Source organism: Enterobacter sp. 01-M-03-SI-ECC, assembly GCF_047530215.1.
GTDB classification, from domain to species: Bacteria; Pseudomonadota; Gammaproteobacteria; order Enterobacterales; family Enterobacteriaceae; genus Enterobacter; species Enterobacter chengduensis.
This window is the reverse complement of the sequence record NZ_JBLKDA010000001.1, coordinates 339,309-358,828: the sequence shown is the minus strand read 5'-3', so window position 1 is coordinate 358,828 and position 19,520 is coordinate 339,309. Positions and strand designations below refer to the sequence as shown.

Genomic DNA, 19,520 nt, shown 5'->3' with positions numbered 1-19,520 from the left:
CGGCCTACACAAACCGAACATCGTAGGCCGGGTAAGCGCAGCGCCACCCGGCTTTTTTACACCTCAAAATCCAGTTCTTCCTCATCCCGTAACGGTATTAACTGCACCTTCTGCACGCGATGGTTTTCAATTTGCAGCGTTTTAAGCAGGTAGTCGCCTACCTGAACCTCTTCCCCCGGCTGCGGAATACGCTGCAAATACTCCATCAGCAGGCCGGCAATCGTGTGATATTCCCGCTTTTCATCCAGCGGCAGCGGCACATATTGCACCAGGTCTTCAAGCGGCATATGGCCGTTAGCCGTCCACGAGCCGTCTGCATTTTTCTGAATATCATGGCGGGCATCAATTTCATCCACCTCGTTTGGCAAGTTACCGGCGATGGTTTCCATCACGTCGCTGAGCGTCACCAGCCCTTCCACCGAACCAAACTCATCGACCACAAAGGCAAAGTGCGTGCGCGCGTTGCGGAATTGCTCAAGGGCGGAAAGCAGCGGTAGCCCCTCCGGGAAAACCAGCGGCTGGCGTACCAGAGCGCGCAGATTGAGCGCCTCGCCGTGAAGCTGCTGCTGAAGCAGGTCGATAACGTGCACCACGCCCAGCAGCTCCTCTTCCTCTTCACCACCGGTCACCACCACGCGGGTGTGCTGGTTTTTATCCAACAGGGCGCGGATTTGCGCTTCCGGGGCCGTCAGGTCGATATGCTCAATGTCATGCCGCGACGTCATGATGCTGCTGACCGTTCGTTGATTCAGGTTAAGCACCCGCTCGATCATCCGTCGCTCCTGCGGGTCAAAAATCTGCCCGTCGCTGCGATCGGCCAGCATGGCGGAGGATTCGGGGTCCAGCTCCGCATCCTCTTTCTTGCCGCTGAGCAGGCGCATGACCGTGTCGGCCGTGCGCTGGCGCAGGGTCTGATTGGCGGAAAGGAAGCGGCGGCGGTTAAATATCGCCAGCTGGTTGAGCGCTTCAATCATGACGGAGAACCCGATGGCGGCATACAGGTAGCCTTTCGGAATATGGAAGCCGAAACCGTCGGCGACCAGGCTAAAGCCAATCATCAGCAGGAAGCTCAGACACAGGATCACGATGGTAGGATGGCTGTTCACGAAGCGGGTCAGCGCCTTGCTGGCCATTACCATCAGCGTGATGGCAATAATGACCGCGGCCATCATCACCGCAAGATGGTCCACCATCCCAACGGCGGTGATCACCGAGTCGAGGGAGAAGACCGCATCCAGCACCACAATTTGCGCCACCACCGGCCAGAATTTCGCCCCGCGGCGCTGGGTCGGGTTCTCGCTATCTTTGCCTTCCAGCCGCTCATTCAATTCCACGGTGGCTTTGAACAGCAGGAACAGCCCGCCGAAGAGCATAATCAGATCGCGTGCGCTGAAGCTCAGACCGTGAAGGGAGAACAGCGGCTGCGTGAGCGTGACCAGCCAGGAGATAGAGGCCAGCAGCAGTAAGCGCATCACCATCGCCAGCAGCAGGCCCGTCACGCGCGCGCGGTCGCGCTGGGAAGGGGGCAGTTTTTCAGCGAGGATGGCGATAAAAACCAGATTATCAATCCCGAGCACGAGCTCGATGACGACCAGCGTAACCAGCCCGGCCCAGATTGAGGGATCGGCAATCCATTCCATAGTAATAGCAATACCTTCTGTTATATGACGAATGTCACACTTCGATCATGGATAAAGCCGGGGGAAATTGCAATGCCGGGGTGAGATTTCTCTTAATACGTCGGGTGAAAAAGAGAGCATTCCGATGCTGCTGTAAATAAGGGGAATACGTATATTTAATTACCGGAATAGCATTTTAGGATATATCGCAGGTAAAGGTTTTTGCCCTGTTATTGTCAATATAAAGAAAATCCTAAAAGGTCAAAAGTTTGCTCTTAATATTAATCTTAAAAACGGATATTAGGACAGTTGTCTCCTTGCCTGCTATTAGGTTAGCTGCAACAATTCTCCAAGCATCAAATGTTAAATCTCGGTGTTGCTATTATTGTTCGGTCTTGTGGAGTGATTATTCATTATCCGTCGGGTATTTGCAGCGGCTGATATATTCCCACAAGACCTTACTTAAGAGGGTGTCTATCCATAACACATTGTTTAGTCAGTGGATTGGTAACTGAAAGTCAAGGGCGGTAGCGTGCCTGAAAGCGTGTGAATCAGCATCGATTATTCTGTCAATAGCCAATGGATGAATAAGCTTTTTTTAGGACTGATGCCAGTTAAATTTCTATTTGATTAACTGCATGCTGAAAACCAATACGACCCGAGCTTATTTAAATTGCACAGGATAATTACTCTGCCAAAGTGATAAATAATCAATGATGAAATCCAAAATGAAATTGATGCCATTATTGGTGTCTGTGACCTTGATGAGTGGTTGCACGGTCTTTCCCGGCAGCAATATGTCAACAATGGGTAAGGATGTGATCAAGCAACAGGATGCCGATTTTGATCTCGACAAAATGGTGAATGTTTATCCACTTACGCCACGTCTGGTCGAACAATTACGTCCACGTCCGAATGTTGCTCAGCCGAATATGTCTCTGGACCAGGAAATTGCCTCCTACCAGTACCGCGTGGGGCCGGGAGACGTGATCAACGTGACCGTCTGGGACCACCCGGAACTGACCACGCCAGCGGGCCAGTACCGCAGCTCAAGCGACACCGGTAACTGGGTACAGTCAGACGGCACCATGTTCTATCCCTACATTGGCAAAGTCCATGTAGCGGGGAAAACGCTTGCCGAGATCCGCAGTGATATTACCGGCCGCTTAGCGCAGTACATCGCCGATCCGCAGGTGGACGTTAATATCGCCGCATTCCGCTCGCAAAAAGCCTATATCTCCGGCCAGGTGAACAAGTCCGGCCAGCAGGCCATCACCAACGTTCCTCTTACCGTGCTGGACGCCATCAACGCCGCGGGCGGGTTAACCGACGGCGCCGACTGGCGCAACGTGGTGCTCACCCATAACGGGAAGGAGCAGCGTATTTCGCTGCAGGCGCTGATGCAAAACGGCGATCTGACCCAGAACCGCCTGCTCTATCCGGGCGATATTCTTTACGTCCCGCGTAATGACGATCTGAAAGTCTTCGTGATGGGCGAAGTGAAGAAACAGAGCACGCTCAAGATGGACTTCAGCGGCATGACGCTGACCGAAGCGCTGGGCAATGCGGAAGGCATCGATCTGACCTCCTCCAACGCCAGCGGCATCTTCGTGATTCGCCCGCTGAAGGACGACGCCAGCAACAAAGGCAAGATTGCCAACATTTACCAGCTCGATATGTCCGACGCCACTTCGCTGGTAATGGCAACGTCGTTCCGCCTCCAGCCATACGACGTGGTGTATGTCACCACCGCGCCGGTTGCCCGCTGGAACCGTCTGATCAACCAGTTGCTGCCAACCATCAGTGGCGTTCGCTACATGACGGATACGGCGCGCGACATTCATACCTGGTAATCCGCGATGTTTAACAAAATTCTGGTGGTATGCGTGGGGAACATTTGCCGTTCCCCTACGGGTGAACGGCTGTTGAAGCACTACCAGCCCGAACTGATCGTTGAGTCGGCAGGGCTGGGCGCGCTGGTCGGTAAAGGTGCCGATGAGCGTGCAGCCAGCGTGGCGCGGGATCATCACCTCTCCCTCGACGGCCACGTGGCGCGCCAGGTTACTGGCCGCATGTGCCGGGAATATGACCTGATCCTGACGATGGAAAAACGCCATATTCACGCGCTGTGCGATATCGCGCCGGAGATGCGCGGCAAGGTGATGCTGTTTGGTCACTGGGACAATGAACGTGAAATCCCCGATCCGTATCGCAAAAGCCAGGAGGCCTTTGAGGCGGTTTACACCTTACTTGACCAGTCTGCCCAACAGTGGGCGCAGGCACTGAAAGTTCAGCAGGGATAACAATGACAGAAAAAACAAGACCTTCTGCCGCCCCGACATCGGGCAGTGATGAAATTGATATTGGGCGCCTGGTCGGCACGGTCGTAGAGGCAAAATGGTGGGTGCTTGGCATTACCGCCGTGTTTGCCGCCGCGGCTGTCGTCTATACGCTGTTCGCCACCCCTATCTACAGCGCCGACGCGCTGGTGCAGATCGAGCAGAATACCGGCAACTCGCTGGTGCAGGACATTGGTTCCGCGCTGGCGAACAAGCCGCCGGCCTCCGACGCTGAGATTCAGCTAATCCAGTCACGCCTGGTGCTGGGTAAAACGGTTCACGACCTCGGGCTCGATATCTCCGTCACCAAAAATACCTTCCCGATCTTTGGCGCGGGCTGGGATCGTCTGATGGGGCGAAACAACGACACGGTGAAAGTGACTGACTTCGTGCTGCCGAAAGGGGCTGCCGATCGGACGTTTACCCTGACGGTGCTTGGCCCGAAACAGTATCAGTTGACCAGCGACGCGGGCTTTAGCGCCCGCGGTGAAGTGGGGCAGATGCTGAGCAAAGACGGCGTCAGCATGATGGTCAGCGCGATCAACGCCCAGGAGGGCGGTGAATTCACCGTCACCAAATTCTCCACGCTGGGGATGATCAACAATCTGCAAAACAACCTCACCGTCACCGAAAACGGCAAGGACACCGGCGTGCTGAGCATGACCTTTACCGGTGAAGATAAGGATCAGATCCGCGACATCCTGAACAGCATTACCCGCAACTATCTTGAGCAGAACGTTGAGCGTAAGTCGGCCGAAGCGGCGAAAAGCCTGGCCTTCCTCGCGAAGCAGCTCCCGGAAGTGCGCGCTCATCTGGATGATGCCGAGAACAAGCTGAACGCCTACCGTCAGGATAAAGACTCCGTTGACCTGCCGCTGGAGGCGAAATCGGTCCTCGATTCAATGGTCAACATTGACGCGCAGCTCAACGAGCTGACCTTTAAAGAAGCCGAAATTTCCAAGCTTTATACCAAACGTCACCCGGCCTACCGCACGCTGCTGGAGAAACGCCGTACCCTCGAAGAGGAGAAGGCGAAGCTCAATAATCGCGTGACCGCGATGCCGAAAACGCAGCAGGAGATCGTGCGTCTGACCCGCGACGTGGAGTCCGGACAGCAGGTGTACATGCAGCTGCTGAACAAGCAGCAGGAGCTGAAAATCACCGAAGCCAGCACCGTGGGCGACGTGCGCATCGTCGACCCGGCCATTACCCAGCCCGGCGTGCTGAAGCCGAAGAAAGCGCTGATTATCCTCGGCAGCATTATTCTCGGCCTGATGCTCTCCATCGTGGGCGTGCTGCTGCGTTCCCTGTTCAACCGCGGCATCGAAAGCCCGCAGGTGCTGGAAGAGAGCGGTATCAACGTCTATGCCAGCATTCCGCTGTCTGAGTGGCAAAAATCCCGTGACAGCGTCAAAACCATCAAGGGCGTTAAGCGCTACAAGCAGAGCCAGCTGCTGGCGGTGGGTAACCCGACCGACCTCGCCATCGAAGCGATCCGCAGCCTGCGTACCAGCCTGCACTTCGCCATGATGCAGGCCAAAAACAACGTCCTGATGTTGACCGGCGTTAGCCCGTCAATCGGTAAAACCTTCGTCTGCGCCAACCTGGCGGCGGTGGTGAGCCAGACCAACAAGCGCGTGCTGCTGATCGACTGCGATATGCGTAAGGGCTATACCCACGAGCTGCTCGGCACCGATAACGTTAACGGGCTGTCGGAAATCCTGCTCGGCAAGGGTGAAATCAGCCAGAGCGCCAAGCCGACAACGATCCCGAAATTTGACCTGATCCCGCGCGGACAGGTACCGCCAAACCCGTCCGAGCTGCTGATGAGCGAACGTTTCAGCCAGCTCATTGAATGGGCGAGCAAACACTACGACCTGGTGCTGATCGATACGCCGCCGATTCTGGCCGTGACCGACGCTGCCGTCGTGGGCCGCCATGCGGGCACCACGCTGATGGTCGCGCGTTACGCGGTGAACACCCTGAAAGAGGTGGAAACCAGCCTGAGCCGCTTCGAGCAGAACGGGATTGAGGTGAAAGGGGTGATCCTGAACTCCATCTTCCGCCGCGCGACCGGGTACCAGGATTACGGGTATTACGAGTACGAATATAAGTCTGACAGTAAATAACAAAACACCCCCCCTCACCCTAACCCTCTCCCCAAAGGGGAGAGGGGACAGTCCGGTGCCGCCTTTCACCCTCTCTCCTCAGGGGAGAGGGCCGGGGTGAGGGGTAGGAGGAAGATATGACCACACAACGCCCTTTGATTTCTATCTATATGCCGACATGGAATCGTCAGCAGCTGGCGATCCGCGCAATTAAGTCGGTCTTACGTCAGGATTACGATAACTGGGAACTGATCGTCGTGGATGACTGTTCTTCTTCGTATGAACAGCTGCAAAAGTTTGTCACCGATCTCAACGACCCGCGCGTGACGTACACCCATAACCCGATGAACTCCGGCGCCTGTGCGGTGCGTAATCAGGCGATCATGCAGGCCAAAGGGCAGTATCTGACCGGGATCGACGACGACGATGAATGGACGCCGAACCGCCTGTCCGTCTTTCTGTCCCATAAAGAGCAACTGGTCACGCACGCTTTCCTGTATGCCAACGACTATGTCTGCCAGGGCGAGGTTTACTCGCAGCCTGCCAGCCTGCCGCTGTATCCAAAATCACCGTACTCTCGCCGCCTGTTCTACAAGCGCAACATTATTGGTAACCAGGTCTTCACCTGGGCGTGGCGCTTCAAAGAGTGCCTGTTCGATACCGAACTCAAGGCCGCGCAGGATTACGACATCTTCCTGCGCATGGTGGTGGAGTACGGCGAGCCGTGGAAAGTGGAAGAGGCCACGCAGATCCTGCACATCAATCACGGGGAGATGCAAATCACCTCGTCGCCGAAGAAGTTCTCCGGGTACTTCCACTTTTACCGCAAGCACAAGGACAAGTTTGACCGTGCCAGCCGGAAGTATCAGCTCTTTACCCTCTATCAGATCCGCAATAAGCGTATGAACTGGCGCACGCTGCTGACGCTGCTGTCCGTGCGTAACGGCAAGCGTCTGGCTGACGGGCTTCGGGGGAAATAATGTTTCTGGAAGATTGCCGCGCAAACAGCTGGAGCCTGCGCCCGTGCTGCATGGTTCTGGCGTACCGCATCGCGCACTTTTGCTCGGTGTGGCGTAAGAAAAACGTGCTGAACAATATCTGGGCGGCACCGGTGCTGGTGCTGTACCGCATCATCACCGAATGCTTTTTTGGCTATGAAATTCAGGCCGCTGCCACCATTGGCCGCCGCTTTACCATCCACCACGGCTATGGAGTGGTGATCAACAAGTTCGTGGTCGCCGGGGATGATTTCACCATTCGCCATGCCGTCACCATTGGCAACCGCGGGCCTGACAGCCTGGCCTGCCCGGTCATCGGCAATAACGTCGAGCTGGGGGCAAACGTGGTGATGATTGGCGACATTACGATTGGCAATAACGTCACGATTGGTGCGGGCAGCGTGGTGCTGGACAGCATTCCGGATAACGCGCTGGTGGTGGGCGAAAAAGCCCGCGTGAAGGTGATTAAATGAATATTCTGCAATTTAACGTACGCCTCGCAGAAGGCGGAGCGGCGGGCGTGGCGCTGGATCTGCACCAGCGCGCGCTGCAAAAAGGGCTTCAGTCTCGCTTTATTTACGGCTACGGCAAGGGCGGCAAGAAAAGCGTCAGCCACGATAACTTCCCGCAGGTGCACAAGCACACGCCGCGCCTGACCTCGATCGCCAACATTGCGCTGTTTCGCCTGTTTAACCGCGACCTGTTTGGCAACCTGAACACGCTTTACCGCACGGTGACCCAAACCACGGGGCCGGTTGTGCTGCATTTTCACGTCCTGCACAGCTACTGGCTGAATCTGGAAGAGGTGGTGGCGTTTTGTCAGAAGGTGCAGGCCCACAGGCCCGACACCCGCTTTGTCTGGACGCTGCACGATCACTGGAGCGTAACAGGACGCTGCGCGTTTACCGACGGCTGCGAAGGCTGGAAAGATAACTGCCAGAAATGCCCGACGTTAAGCAACTATCCGCCAGTGAAGGTGGATCGCGCCCATCAGCTGGTGGCCGGCAAGCGTCAGCTGTTCCGCGACATGCTCTCGCTCGGCTGCACGTTTATCTCTCCTAGCCAGCACGTGGCCGATGCGTTCAACAGCCTGTACGGGGCAGGGCGCTGTCAGATTATCAACAACGGTATCGACGTGGCGACGGAAGCCATTCTGGCCGAACTCACGCCGGTGGCGGAAACCGCGGGCAAGCCGAAGATCGCCATCGTTGCGCATGACCTGCGCTACGACGGTAAAACCAACCAGCAGCTGGTGCGCGACATGATGGCGCTGGGCGACAAGATTGAACTGCATACCTTCGGCAAGTTTTCGCCGTTCGACGGGGCCAACGTGGTGAACCACGGGTTTGAGACCGACAAGCGCAAGCTGATGAGCGCGCTGAACGAAATGGACGCGCTGGTGTTCAGCTCCCGCGTGGATAACTATCCGCTGATCCTCTGTGAGGCGCTCTCCATCGGCGTGCCGGTGATTGCTACCCACAGCGACGCGGCGCGTGAAGTGCTGGAAAAATCCGGCGGGAAAACCTTCGCGGAGCGCGAGGTGCTGCCGCTGGTGCAGCTGCCGAAGGCGCAGATCGCCGAGGCTGTTTTTGGCACTGACCTGGAATCGTTCCGCAACCGCAGCCGCAAGGCCTACAGTGGACAACAGATGCTGGAGGAGTATGTCTCGTTCTATCAGAATCTGTAGTTATCTGCTGCTGCCGCTGATCTATCTGCTGGTCAACGTCAAAATTGCCCAGCTCGGCGAAAGCTTTCCGATAACCATCGTCACCTTCTTGCCCGTTCTGCTTCTGCTGTATGTCGATAAAATCAACCTGAAGAAGCTGATGATTGCCCTGGGGCTGGGCACGGGCCTGACGCTGTTTAACTACATCTTTGGCCAGTCGCTGGATGCCAGTAAATACGTCACGTCGACCATGCTCTTTGTTTATATTGTCATTATTATCGGAATGGTCTGGAGTATTCGGTTTAAAACGATTTCTCCGCACAATTATCGGAAAATCCTCAGGTTCTTTTATATTGCCGTAGCGTTAATTGTTATGCTTGCTGCCATGGAAATGGCGCAAATTATTCTCACCGGCGGCAGTAGCCTGATGGAGATAATTTCGAAATATCTCATTTACAGTAACAGCTATGTATTGAACTTCATCAAGTTTGGCGGGAAGCGCACCACGGCCCTCTATTTTGAACCGGCGTTTTTCGCTCTGGCGTTAATCTCAATTTGGCTCAGCATCAAACAGTTTGGTATCAAAACGCCTAAGACCGATGCTATGATTCTTGCAGGAATTGTTCTGTCTGGATCGTTCTCAGGGGTAATGACATTTATCCTGTTTTACCTGCTGGAGTGGGCGTTTCAGTACCTGAACAAAGAAGCGATTAAGAAAAAACTGCCGCTGGCGATTATCTCCCTGACGGTATTTATGGTAGGCGTGATATTTGCCTTCCCGTACATCTCAGAACGTCTGGGTGATTTGGGAACGGAAGGGTCTTCATCCTATTATCGCATCATCGGGCCACTGGTGATGGTGGGTTATTCCTTAACCCATATTGATGGGGTTGTAAGATTCGGCTCACTTTACGAATATGTTGCATCATTCGGAATCTTTAACGGTGCGGATGTCGGTAAAACCATAGACAATGGTCTGTATCTGTTAATTATTTATTTTTCGTGGTTCGCCGTACTGTTGACCCTGTGGTATCTGTTTAAAGTTTTCAAAATGATGATTAACGCGTTTGGTGATAACCAGAACTTTCGCGTGCAGCTTTATCTTTTTACGCCGGTGTCGCTGTTTTTTACCGGGTCAATATTTAGCCCGGAATATGCTTTCTTAATTGTTTGTCCGTTTATTTTGCGCAAAGCGCTTAATATTACGAATTCATGACGAGGTGGTCTTATGTTTCTTAGCGTCATTACTGTCGCTTTTCGTAATTACGAAGGGGTGGTAAAAACCTGGCGCTCGCTGCGCAACCTGGCGCGCGATCCCAGCCTCACCTTTGAGTGGATTGTGGTCGACGGCGGCTCGAACGATGGCACGGCGGAGTTTCTGGAAAAACTCAACGGTGAGTTCAACTTACGCTACATCAGCGAGAAAGATAAAGGCATCTACGATGCGATGAACAAAGGCATCAGCATGGCCCAGGGCCGTTATGCCATTTTCCTCAACTCCGGCGATATTTTCCATGATGACGTGGCGCTGTTCGCCCGCCAGCTGGCGCGTCAGAAAGAGGACGCCATGTATATTGGCGATGCGCTGCTCGATTTTGGCGACGGGCATAAGGCGTGCCGCAGCGCGAAGCCGGGCTGGTATATTTACCACAGCCTGCCCGCCAGCCATCAGGCCATTTTCTTTCCGGTAAAGGGTCTGAAAAAACAGCCATACGATTTGCAGTATAAAGTATCTTCCGATTATGCGCTGGCTGCCAGCCTGTATAAATCCGGTTACCCGTTCCGTCGAATTAAAGGGCTGGTGTCTGAATTTTCAATGGGCGGCGTGTCAACCTCGAATAATCTGGAATTGTGCCAGGATGCGAAAAACGTGCAGCGCAAAATATTACGCGTGCCGGGTTTCTGGGCGGAATTGTCTTATTTATTACGCCTGCGCACCACCGGCAAAACCAAAACCTTATATAACAAAGCCTGAATATAAGGACATGCAATGCAGGATTTAAGCGGTTTTTCCGTGCCGAAAGGCTTTCGGGGCGGGAACGGTATTAAGGTACAGCTGTGGTGGGCCGTTCAGGCAACGTTATTTGCCTGGTCACCACAAATACTGTACCGCTGGCGAGCCTTTTTATTGCGCCTGTTTGGCGCAAAAATCGGAAAAAACGTAGTCATTCGACCTTCGGTAAAGATTACCTACCCCTGGAAATTAACGCTTGGGGATTACGCCTGGGTAGGGGATGACGCGGTGCTATATACCCTGGGCGAGATTACGATTGGCGCAAATTCGGTGGTTTCACAGAAGTGTTATTTGTGCACCGGCAGCCACGACTTTATGAGTCAGCATTTTGATATTACCGCTTCGCCTATTGTGATTGGTGAAAAATGCTGGCTGGCAACGGATGTTTTTGTTGCACCGGGTGTTTCTGTTGGCGATGGCACGGTTATTGGTGCCCGCAGCAGCGTTTTTAAATCGCTACCGGCAAATAAAGTTTGCCGTGGCAACCCCGCAGTGGTGATACGCGAACGCGTTGAAACTGAAAAACTTTGATAAGTACAGAGGAATATAAACATGTCTAAAGTCGCTCTCATCACCGGCGTTACCGGGCAGGATGGTTCTTACCTGGCAGAGTTCCTGCTGGAAAAAGGGTATGAAGTACACGGTATTAAACGTCGTGCGTCTTCTTTCAACACCGAACGTGTGGATCATATTTATCAGGATCCTCACGCGGCGAACCCGAAATTCCACCTGCATTACGGCGACCTGACCGATACCTCCAACCTGACCCGTATCCTGCAGGAAGTGCAGCCGGATGAAGTCTACAACCTGGGCGCGATGAGCCACGTCGCGGTCTCCTTCGAGTCCCCGGAATACACCGCTGACGTTGATGCCATGGGTACGCTGCGTCTGCTGGAAGCAATCCGCTTCCTCGGCCTTGAGAAGAAAACGCGCTTCTACCAGGCGTCCACCTCTGAGCTGTACGGTCTGGTGCAGGAAATCCCGCAGAAAGAGACCACGCCGTTCTACCCGCGCTCTCCGTATGCTGTCGCCAAACTGTACGCCTACTGGATCACCGTGAACTACCGTGAATCCTACGGCATGTACGCCTGTAACGGCATCCTGTTCAACCACGAATCCCCACGCCGTGGCGAAACCTTCGTAACCCGCAAAATTACCCGCGCTATCGCCAATATCGCGCAGGGTCTGGAGTCTTGCCTGCACCTCGGCAACATGGATTCCCTGCGTGACTGGGGCCATGCCAAAGACTACGTGAAAATGCAGTGGATGATGCTGCAGCAGGAACAGCCGGAAGACTTCGTGATCGCGACCGGCGTGCAGTACTCCGTTCGCCAGTTCGTTGAGATGGCTGCGGCACAGCTGGGCATCAAGCTGCGCTTCGAAGGCACCGGCGTGGAAGAGAAGGGTATCGTGGTTTCCGTAACCGGCCACGACGCGCCGGGCGTGAAGCCAGGCGACGTGATTGTCCAGGTTGACCCGCGCTACTTCCGTCCTGCTGAGGTGGAAACCCTGCTGGGCGACCCAACCAAAGCGCACGAGAAGCTGGGCTGGAAACCTGAGATCACCCTGCAGGAGATGGTTTCCGAGATGGTCGCCAAAGATCTTGAAGCAGCGAAAAAACACTCCCTGCTCAAGTCTCATGGCTACGAGGTTGCCATCGCGCTGGAGTCCTGAGAATGACAAAACAACGTATTTTTGTCGCCGGCCATCGCGGAATGGTGGGTTCCGCGATTGTTCGACAGCTCGAACAGCGCGGTGACGTCGAGGTAGTTGTCCGCACCCGTGACGAGCTGAACCTGCTCGACAGCCGTGCGGTACAGGACTTCTTTGCCAACGAACGCATTGACCAGGTGTATCTGGCGGCGGCGAAGGTGGGCGGTATTGTCGCCAACAACACCTACCCGGCGGATTTCATCTACGAAAACATGATGATTGAGAGCAACATCATTCACGCGGCGCATCTGCACAACGTGAATAAGCTGCTGTTCCTCGGCTCATCCTGTATTTACCCGAAAATGGCGAAGCAGCCGATCGCCGAGAGCGAACTGCTGCAGGGCACGCTTGAAGCGACCAACGAGCCGTACGCGATTGCCAAAATTGCCGGGATCAAGCTGTGCGAGTCCTACAACCGTCAGTACAACCGAGACTATCGTTCGGTGATGCCGACCAACCTGTACGGACCGCACGATAACTTCCACCCGAGCAATTCGCACGTGATCCCGGCGCTGCTGCGCCGCTTCCACGAGGCGACCGCCGAGAACGCGCCCGACGTGGTGGTGTGGGGCAGCGGCACGCCGATGCGTGAATTCCTGCACGTGGACGACATGGCTGCCGCCAGCATTCACGTGATGGAGCTGGATCGCGAAGTGTGGCAGGAGAACACCGAGCCGATGCTGTCGCACATCAACGTCGGTACCGGCGTGGACTGCACCATTCGCGAGCTGGCGCAGACCATCGCGCAGGTGGTGGGCTACAAGGGCCGCGTGGTGTTTGACGCGACGAAACCGGACGGCACGCCTCGCAAACTGCTGGACGTCACCCGTCTGCATCAGCTGGGCTGGTATCACGAGGTGTCACTGGAGCAGGGGCTGGCCAGCACCTACCAGTGGTTCCTGGAAAACCAGCACCGCTTCCGGGGGTAACGATGTTTTTAAGTCAGGAAGATTTTGCCACGGTGGTGCGTTCCACTCCGCTCATCTCGATTGATCTGATCGTGGAGAACGAACGCGGCGAGTTCTTGCTGGGGAAACGAACCAACCGCCCTGCACGGGGCTTCTGGTTCGTGCCCGGCGGGCGCGTGCAGAAGGATGAGACGCTACATGACGCGTTTGAGCGTCTCACTCTGGCGGAGCTGGGCCTGCAGCTGCCGATGGCAGCGGGCCAGTTTTACGGGGTCTGGCAGCACTTCTATGACGATAACTTTTCAGGCACCGGGTTCACCACGCACTACATCGTGCTGGGGTTCCGCCTGAAGGTGACTCAGGCAGACCTGCGTCTGCCTGATGCCCAGCATGACGACTACCGCTGGCAGACGCCAGAGGCGCTGCTGGCAAGCGACAATGTGCATGATAACAGCCGTGCCTATTTCCTCGTGGAACGTCAGGCTGAGGTGCCGGGCCTATGAAGATCCTCGTGTACGGAATCAACTACTCGCCGGAGCTCACCGGCATCGGGAAATACACCGGCGAGATGGTCGAGTGGATGGCGAGCCAGGGACATGACGTGCGGGTCATTACCGCGCCGCCGTACTACCCGGAATGGAAAGTCGGGGAGCGCTACTCAAGCTGGCGCTACCGTCGTGAAGAGGGTGCAGCGACCGTCTGGCGCTGCCCGCTGTATGTGCCTAAGCAGCCCTCGACGCTGAAGCGGCTGCTGCATCTTGGCAGCTTTGCTCTGAGCAGTTTTTTCCCGCTGATGGCGCAGCGTCGCTGGAAGCCGGATCGCATCATCGGCGTGGTGCCGACGCTGTTTTGCACGCCGGGCATGCGCCTGCTGGGCAAACTCTCCGGCGCGCGCACCCTGCTGCACATTCAGGATTATGAAGTTGACGCCATGCTGGGCCTGGGGATGGCAGGCAAAAGCAAAGGCGGCAAGGTGGCGAAGCTCGCCAGCGCCTTTGAGCGCAGCGGTCTGCACAACGTGGATTACGTTTCGACCATCTCGCGCTCGATGATGAACAAGGCGCAGGAGAAGGGCGTCCCGGCACAGAAGGTGATTTTCTTCCCGAACTGGTCCGAAGTGACGCGTTTTCGCGACGTGACGGAGCAGGACGCTCAGGCGCTGCGCGCGCAGCTTGGTTTGCCTGATGACCAAAAAATCATTCTTTACTCAGGCAATATCGGCGAAAAGCAGGGCCTTGAGAACGTGATTGAGGCGGCTCAGCTGCTGAAAGAACATCCATGGATGTTTGTGATTGTCGGGCAGGGCGGGGGAAAGGCGCGGCTGGAAAAACGGGTCGGCGAACGCGGCCTGACCAACGTGAAGTTCTTCCCGCTTCAGTCTTACGAGGCACTGCCTGCGCTGCTGAAGATGGGCGACTGCCATCTGGTGGTACAAAAACGCGGCGCGGCGGACGCGGTGCTGCCGTCCAAGCTGACCAACATTCTGGCAGTGGGCGGTAACGCGGTGATTACGGCCGAAGCCGAAACTGAATTAGGCCAGCTGTGCGACAGCTACCCGGGGATTGCGGTGTGCGTGGAGCCGGAATCGGTCCCGGCGCTGGTCTCCGGCATTGAGCAAGCGCTTGCCATGCCAAAAGTAAACACGGTGGCACGTGAATATGCCGAACGCACGCTCGAGAAAGAGAACGTGCTGAGCCAATTTATTGCAGATATACGGGGATAAATCATGAGTCAAACCACTTTGTATCCGGTTGTGATGGCTGGTGGCTCTGGTAGCCGGTTGTGGCCGCTGTCCCGCGTGCTCTATCCAAAACAGTTCCTCTGCCTGAAAGGGGATCTCACCATGCTGCAGACGACGGTAAACCGTCTGCACGGCGTGGAGTGTGAAAGCCCGGTGGTGATTTGTAACGAACAGCACCGCTTTATCGTTGCCGAGCAGCTGCGCCAGCTGAATAAACTTACCGAAAACATCATTCTGGAGCCTGCCGGACGCAATACCGCGCCTGCGATCGCCCTCGCGGCGCTGGCGGCAAAGCGCAGCAGCCCGGACTGCGACCCGCTGATGCTGGTGCTCGCAGCAGACCACGTGATCCAGCAGGAAGACGCGTTCCGCGACGCGGTGCGTGCGGCCATTCCTTACGCCGAGAGCGGCAAGCTGGTCACCTTCGGCATCGTGCCGGATCTGCCGGAAACCGGCTACGGCTACATTCGCCGCGGCAGCGTGACGCCGGGTGAAGGCGACAGCGTCGCCTTTGACGTGGCGCAGTTTGTCGAAAAACCGAATCTGGAAACCGCCCAGGCGTACGTTGCCAGCGGGGAGTATTACTGGAACAGCGGGATGTTCCTGTTCCGCGCCGGACGCTATCTGGAAGAGCTGCGCAAATACCGCCCGGATATTCTGAACGCCTGCGAGAAAGCGATGGCGGTGGTGGACCCGGATCTCGACTTCATCCGCGTGGATGAAGAGGCGTTCCTCGCCTGCCCGGAAGAGTCCATTGACTATGCGGTAATGGAGCGCACGGCAGACGCCGTCGTAGTGCCGATGGATGCGGGCTGGAGCGACGTGGGCTCCTGGTCCTCCCTGTGGGAGATCAGCGCCCATACCCCGGAGGGTAACGTCCATCACGGCGATGTCATTAGCCACAAAACGGAAAACAGCTACGTTTACGCCGAATCCGGCCTGGTCACTACGGTCGGGGTGAAGGATCTGGTGGTGGTCCAGACCAAGGACGCCGTGCTGATTGCCGACCGTAACGCCGTGCAGGACGTTAAAAAAGTGGTGGAGAAGATCAAGGCGGACGGTCGCCACGAGCACCACATTCACCGCGAAGTGTACCGTCCGTGGGGGAAATATGACTCCATCGACGCGGGCGAGCGCTATCAGGTGAAGCGCATCACCGTGAAGCCGGGCGAAGGGCTGTCGGTGCAGATGCACCACCACCGCGCCGAGCACTGGGTGGTGGTCGCAGGTACTGCCAAGGTCACCATTGACGGCGAAGTCAAACTGCTCGGCGAAAACGAGTCTATCTATATTCCGCTGGGGGCCACGCACTGTCTGGAGAACCCGGGGAAAATTCCTCTCGACCTGATTGAGGTGCGCTCCGGCTCGTATCTGGAAGAGGACGATATCGTGCGCTTCCAGGACCGCTACGGGCGGGTGTAGCACTCTGCATTATGCCCGGTGGCGCTGCGCTTGCCGGGCCTACGAATGACAAAAAAAATCAATTTGGCCATTTAGTGGTCAGGGCCGACTGTTGCCTGAAAAAGGGGTCATCATGGAAAAATTAACCTGTTTTAAAGCCTACGATATTCGCGGCAGGCTGGGCGAAGAGCTGAATGAAGACATCGCGTGGCGCATTGGCCGCGCGTACGGCGAATATTTAAAACCGCAGACCATCGTGCTGGGCGGCGACGTGCGTCTGACCAGCGAATCCCTCAAGCTGGCGCTGGCAAAAGGGCTGCAGGACGCGGGCGTGGACGTGCTGGACATCGGTCTTTCCGGGACCGAAGAGATTTACTTTGCCACCTTCCACCTGGGCGTGGACGGCGGTATCGAAGTGACCGCCAGCCACAACCCGATGGACTACAACGGCATGAAGCTGGTGCGCAAGGGCGCGCGTCCTATCAGCGGCGACACCGGCCTGCGCGACGTGCAGCGCCTGGCGGAAGCCAACGATTTCCCGCCGGTCAACGAGGCGAAGCGCGGTAGCTACAAAAAAATCAACCTGCAGAAAGAGTACATTGACCACCTGCTCGGCTACATCAACGTGGCGAACCTCAAGCCGCTGAAGCTGGTCATTAACTCCGGTAACGGCGCGGCCGGTCCGGTTGTCGATGCCCTGGAAGCCCGCTTTAAGGCGCTGAACGTGCCGGTGACCTTCGTCAAGGTGCACAACACCCCGGACGGCAACTTCCCGAACGGTATTCCTAACCCGCTGCTGCCGGAGTGCCGCGACGACACCCGCAACGCGGTGATTGAGCACGGCGCGGATATGGGCATCGCCTTTGACGGCGATTTCGACCGCTGCTTCCTCTTCGACGAGAACGGACAGTTCATCGAGGGCTACTACATTGTCGGCCTGCTGGCGGAAGCGTTCCTCGAGAAGAACCCGGGTGCAAAAATCATTCATGACCCGCGCCTCTCCTGGAACACCGTCGACGTGGTGTCTGCCGCAGGCGGCACGCCGGTGATGTCCAAAACCGGCCACGCGTTCATTAAAGAGCGTATGCGTGAAGAAGACGCCATTTACGGCGGCGAGATGAGCGCCCACCACTACTTCCGTGATTTTGCCTACTGCGACAGCGGGATGATCCCGTGGCTGCTGGTGACCGAGCTGCTGTGCCTGAAGGGGCAGACGCTGAGCGAGCAGGTAGCGGACCGCATGGCGGCGTTCCCGGCGAGCGGGGAGATCAACAGCAAGCTGGCGCAGCCGGCCGAGGCCATTGCCCGCGTGGAGCAGCATTTTGCGATTCACGCGCTGGAAATTGACCGTACGGACGGCATCAGCATGGCGTTCCCGCAGTGGCGGTTCAACCTGCGCTCGTCGAACACCGAGCCGGTGGTGCGCCTGAACGTGGAGTCTCGCGCTGACGCGGCGCTGATGGAAGCCCGAACGAAGGACATTCTGGCGCTGTTGAATCAGTAACAATTGCCCCTCACCCCAGCCCTCTCCCCAAAGGGGAGAGGGTGTTCAAGTTCCCTCTCCCCTTTGGGGAGAGGGTTAGGGTGAGGGGTAAGGTTTAGAACTAAAGGAACAACGATGACGAATCTAAAAAAACGCGAACGAGCGAGAACGAATGCATCGTTAATCTCTATGGTGCAGCGTTTTTCTGATATCACCATCATGGTCGGTGGATTGTGGGCAGTGTGTCGAATCAGCGGGCTGCCGTTCTTATATATGCATCTGCTGATGGCCCTGATTGCGCTGGTCGTGTTTCAGATGATCGGCGGGATGACCGATTTCTACCGCTCGTGGCGCGGCGTCAAAATGACCACCGAACTGATGCTGCTGCTGCAGAACTGGACTCTCAGCCTGATTTTCAGCGCCGGCCTGGTGGCGTTCAGCCATGATTTTGATAACCGCCTCGTGACCTACCTCAGCTGGTATCTGCTGACCAGCGTCGGCATGGTGGTCTGCCGCTCCCTGATCCGCTTTGGCGCAGGCTGGCTGCGCAACCGCGGTTATAACCGTCGCTTTGTGGCGGTGGCAGGCGATCTGCCGGTCGGGAAGGTGCTGCTCGACGGCTTCCGCAACGAACCGTGGTTAGGGTTTGAAGTGGTGGGGATTTATCACGACGCGAAGCCGGGCGGCGTGCCGTCGGACTGGGCGGGCAATTACGACCAGCTTATTGAAGACGCGAAGGCCGGTAAAATTCACAACGTCTATATCGCCATGCAGATGAGCGACGAATTCCGCATCAAGCAGCTGATGCGCGAGCTGGCGGACACCACCTGCTCGGTGATCCTGATCCCGGACGTGTTTACCTTCAACATCCTGCATTCCCGAATTGAAGAGGTGAACGGCGTGCCGGTGGTACCGCTATATGACACGCCGCTGTCGGGCATTAACCGCGTGCTCAAGCGCGTGGAAGATATCGTGCTCTCATCGCTGATTCTGCTGCTCATCTCCCCGGTGCTGTGCTGCATCGCGCTGGCGGTGAAGCTGAGTTCTCCCGGCCCGGTTATTTTCCGCCAGACCCGCTACGGCATGGACGGTAAGCCGATTATGGTGTGGAAATTCCGCTCCATGAAGGTGATGGAAAACGACAAGGTGGTGACCCAGGCCACGCAGAACGATCCGCGCGTGACCCGCGTGGGGAACTTCCTGCGCCGCACCTCTCTGGATGAACTGCCGCAGTTTATCAACGTCTTTACCGGCGGGATGTCGATTGTGGGCCCGCGTCCGCACGCGGTGGCGCATAACGAGCAGTACCGCGCGCTGATTGAAGGCTACATGCTGCGCCATAAGGTGAAGCCGGGCATTACCGGCTGGGCGCAGATCAACGGCTGGCGCGGCGAAACCGACACGCTGGAAAAAATGGAAAAACGCATCGAGTTCGATCTGGAGTACATCCGCGAGTGGAGCCTCTGGTTCGATATCAAGATTGTTTTTCTGACCATCTTCAAAGGCTTCGTGAACAAAGCGGCGTACTAA

At 56.4% G+C, this 19,520-nt stretch carries 17 protein-coding genes; 16 read left to right on the top strand and 1 reads right to left on the bottom strand.

What is annotated here, in order from left to right:
• Window positions 1-56: 56 nt before the first annotated feature.
• On the bottom strand, window positions 57-1,640 hold the full coding sequence (locus ACMWKK_RS01705) for a TerC family protein (RefSeq protein WP_045328089.1): 1,584 nt from the start codon (window positions 1,638-1,640) through the stop codon (window positions 57-59).
• Between the two features lie 692 nt (window positions 1,641-2,332).
• Between ACMWKK_RS01705 and ACMWKK_RS01700 the strand changes: the two genes are divergently transcribed.
• The 16 genes from ACMWKK_RS01700 to wcaJ all read left to right on the top strand — a co-directional run bounded on the left by ACMWKK_RS01700 (window position 2,333) and on the right by wcaJ (window position 19,520).
• Window positions 2,333-3,472 (top strand): polysaccharide export protein, encoded by a 1,140-nt coding sequence (locus ACMWKK_RS01700; protein WP_032641654.1) that lies wholly within the window; start codon window positions 2,333-2,335, stop codon window positions 3,470-3,472.
• Window positions 3,473-3,478: 6 nt separating this feature from the next.
• Entirely contained in the window at window positions 3,479-3,922 is a 444-nt protein-coding gene (wzb, locus tag ACMWKK_RS01695; RefSeq protein WP_045328090.1) for a low molecular weight protein-tyrosine-phosphatase Wzb, read from the top strand.
• Between the two features lie 2 nt (window positions 3,923-3,924).
• A complete protein-coding gene (gene wzc / locus ACMWKK_RS01690; protein ID WP_112779731.1) occupies window positions 3,925-6,087 on the top strand; it encodes a tyrosine-protein kinase Wzc in 2,163 nt (720 codons plus the stop codon).
• 116 nt (window positions 6,088-6,203) lie between these two features.
• Entirely contained in the window at window positions 6,204-7,046 is an 843-nt protein-coding gene (wcaA, locus tag ACMWKK_RS01685) for a colanic acid biosynthesis glycosyltransferase WcaA (protein ID WP_045328092.1), read from the top strand.
• A complete protein-coding gene (gene wcaB, locus ACMWKK_RS01680) occupies window positions 7,046-7,537 on the top strand; it encodes a colanic acid biosynthesis acetyltransferase WcaB (RefSeq protein ID WP_045328093.1) in 492 nt (163 codons plus the stop codon). The genes wcaA and wcaB overlap by 1 nt, the downstream gene beginning before the upstream one ends.
• Window positions 7,534-8,751, top strand: coding sequence for a colanic acid biosynthesis glycosyltransferase WcaC (gene wcaC, locus ACMWKK_RS01675; protein ID WP_112779730.1), 1,218 nt, complete (start codon window positions 7,534-7,536; stop codon window positions 8,749-8,751). Before wcaB ends, wcaC begins: the two co-directional genes overlap by 4 nt.
• Window positions 8,726-9,946 carry a colanic acid polymerase WcaD gene (wcaD, locus tag ACMWKK_RS01670; RefSeq protein WP_045328095.1) on the top strand — a complete coding sequence of 407 codons (1,221 nt, stop codon included), beginning with the start codon at window positions 8,726-8,728 and terminating at the stop codon, window positions 9,944-9,946. The genes wcaC and wcaD overlap by 26 nt, the downstream gene beginning before the upstream one ends.
• A gap of 12 nt (window positions 9,947-9,958) precedes the next feature.
• On the top strand, window positions 9,959-10,705 hold the full coding sequence (gene wcaE, locus ACMWKK_RS01665; RefSeq protein WP_045328096.1) for a colanic acid biosynthesis glycosyltransferase WcaE: 747 nt from the start codon (window positions 9,959-9,961) through the stop codon (window positions 10,703-10,705).
• Between the two features lie 15 nt (window positions 10,706-10,720).
• Window positions 10,721-11,275, top strand: a complete 555-nt coding sequence (wcaF, locus tag ACMWKK_RS01660; RefSeq protein ID WP_045328097.1) for a colanic acid biosynthesis acetyltransferase WcaF — start codon at window positions 10,721-10,723, stop codon at window positions 11,273-11,275.
• A gap of 21 nt (window positions 11,276-11,296) precedes the next feature.
• Entirely contained in the window at window positions 11,297-12,418 is a 1,122-nt protein-coding gene (gmd, locus tag ACMWKK_RS01655; protein ID WP_014884502.1) for a GDP-mannose 4,6-dehydratase, read from the top strand.
• Between the two features lie 2 nt (window positions 12,419-12,420).
• Window positions 12,421-13,386 (top strand): GDP-L-fucose synthase, encoded by a 966-nt coding sequence (gene fcl, locus ACMWKK_RS01650; RefSeq protein WP_013097874.1) that lies wholly within the window; start codon window positions 12,421-12,423, stop codon window positions 13,384-13,386.
• A gap of 2 nt (window positions 13,387-13,388) precedes the next feature.
• A complete protein-coding gene (locus ACMWKK_RS01645; RefSeq protein ID WP_045328098.1) occupies window positions 13,389-13,868 on the top strand; it encodes a GDP-mannose mannosyl hydrolase in 480 nt (159 codons plus the stop codon).
• Window positions 13,865-15,088 (top strand): colanic acid biosynthesis fucosyltransferase WcaI, encoded by a 1,224-nt coding sequence (gene wcaI, locus ACMWKK_RS01640; RefSeq protein ID WP_045328099.1) that lies wholly within the window; start codon window positions 13,865-13,867, stop codon window positions 15,086-15,088. Before ACMWKK_RS01645 ends, wcaI begins: the two co-directional genes overlap by 4 nt.
• 3 nt (window positions 15,089-15,091) lie before the next feature.
• Entirely contained in the window at window positions 15,092-16,528 is a 1,437-nt protein-coding gene (gene cpsB, locus ACMWKK_RS01635; protein WP_045328100.1) for a mannose-1-phosphate guanyltransferase, read from the top strand.
• A 112-nt stretch (window positions 16,529-16,640) separates the two neighbouring features.
• Complete coding sequence (gene cpsG, locus ACMWKK_RS01630) at window positions 16,641-18,011, top strand: colanic acid biosynthesis phosphomannomutase CpsG (protein WP_112779729.1); 1,371 nt, start codon at window positions 16,641-16,643, stop codon at window positions 18,009-18,011.
• 114 nt (window positions 18,012-18,125) lie between these two features.
• Window positions 18,126-19,520, top strand: coding sequence for an undecaprenyl-phosphate glucose phosphotransferase (gene wcaJ / locus ACMWKK_RS01625; protein WP_045328102.1), 1,395 nt, complete (start codon window positions 18,126-18,128; stop codon window positions 19,518-19,520).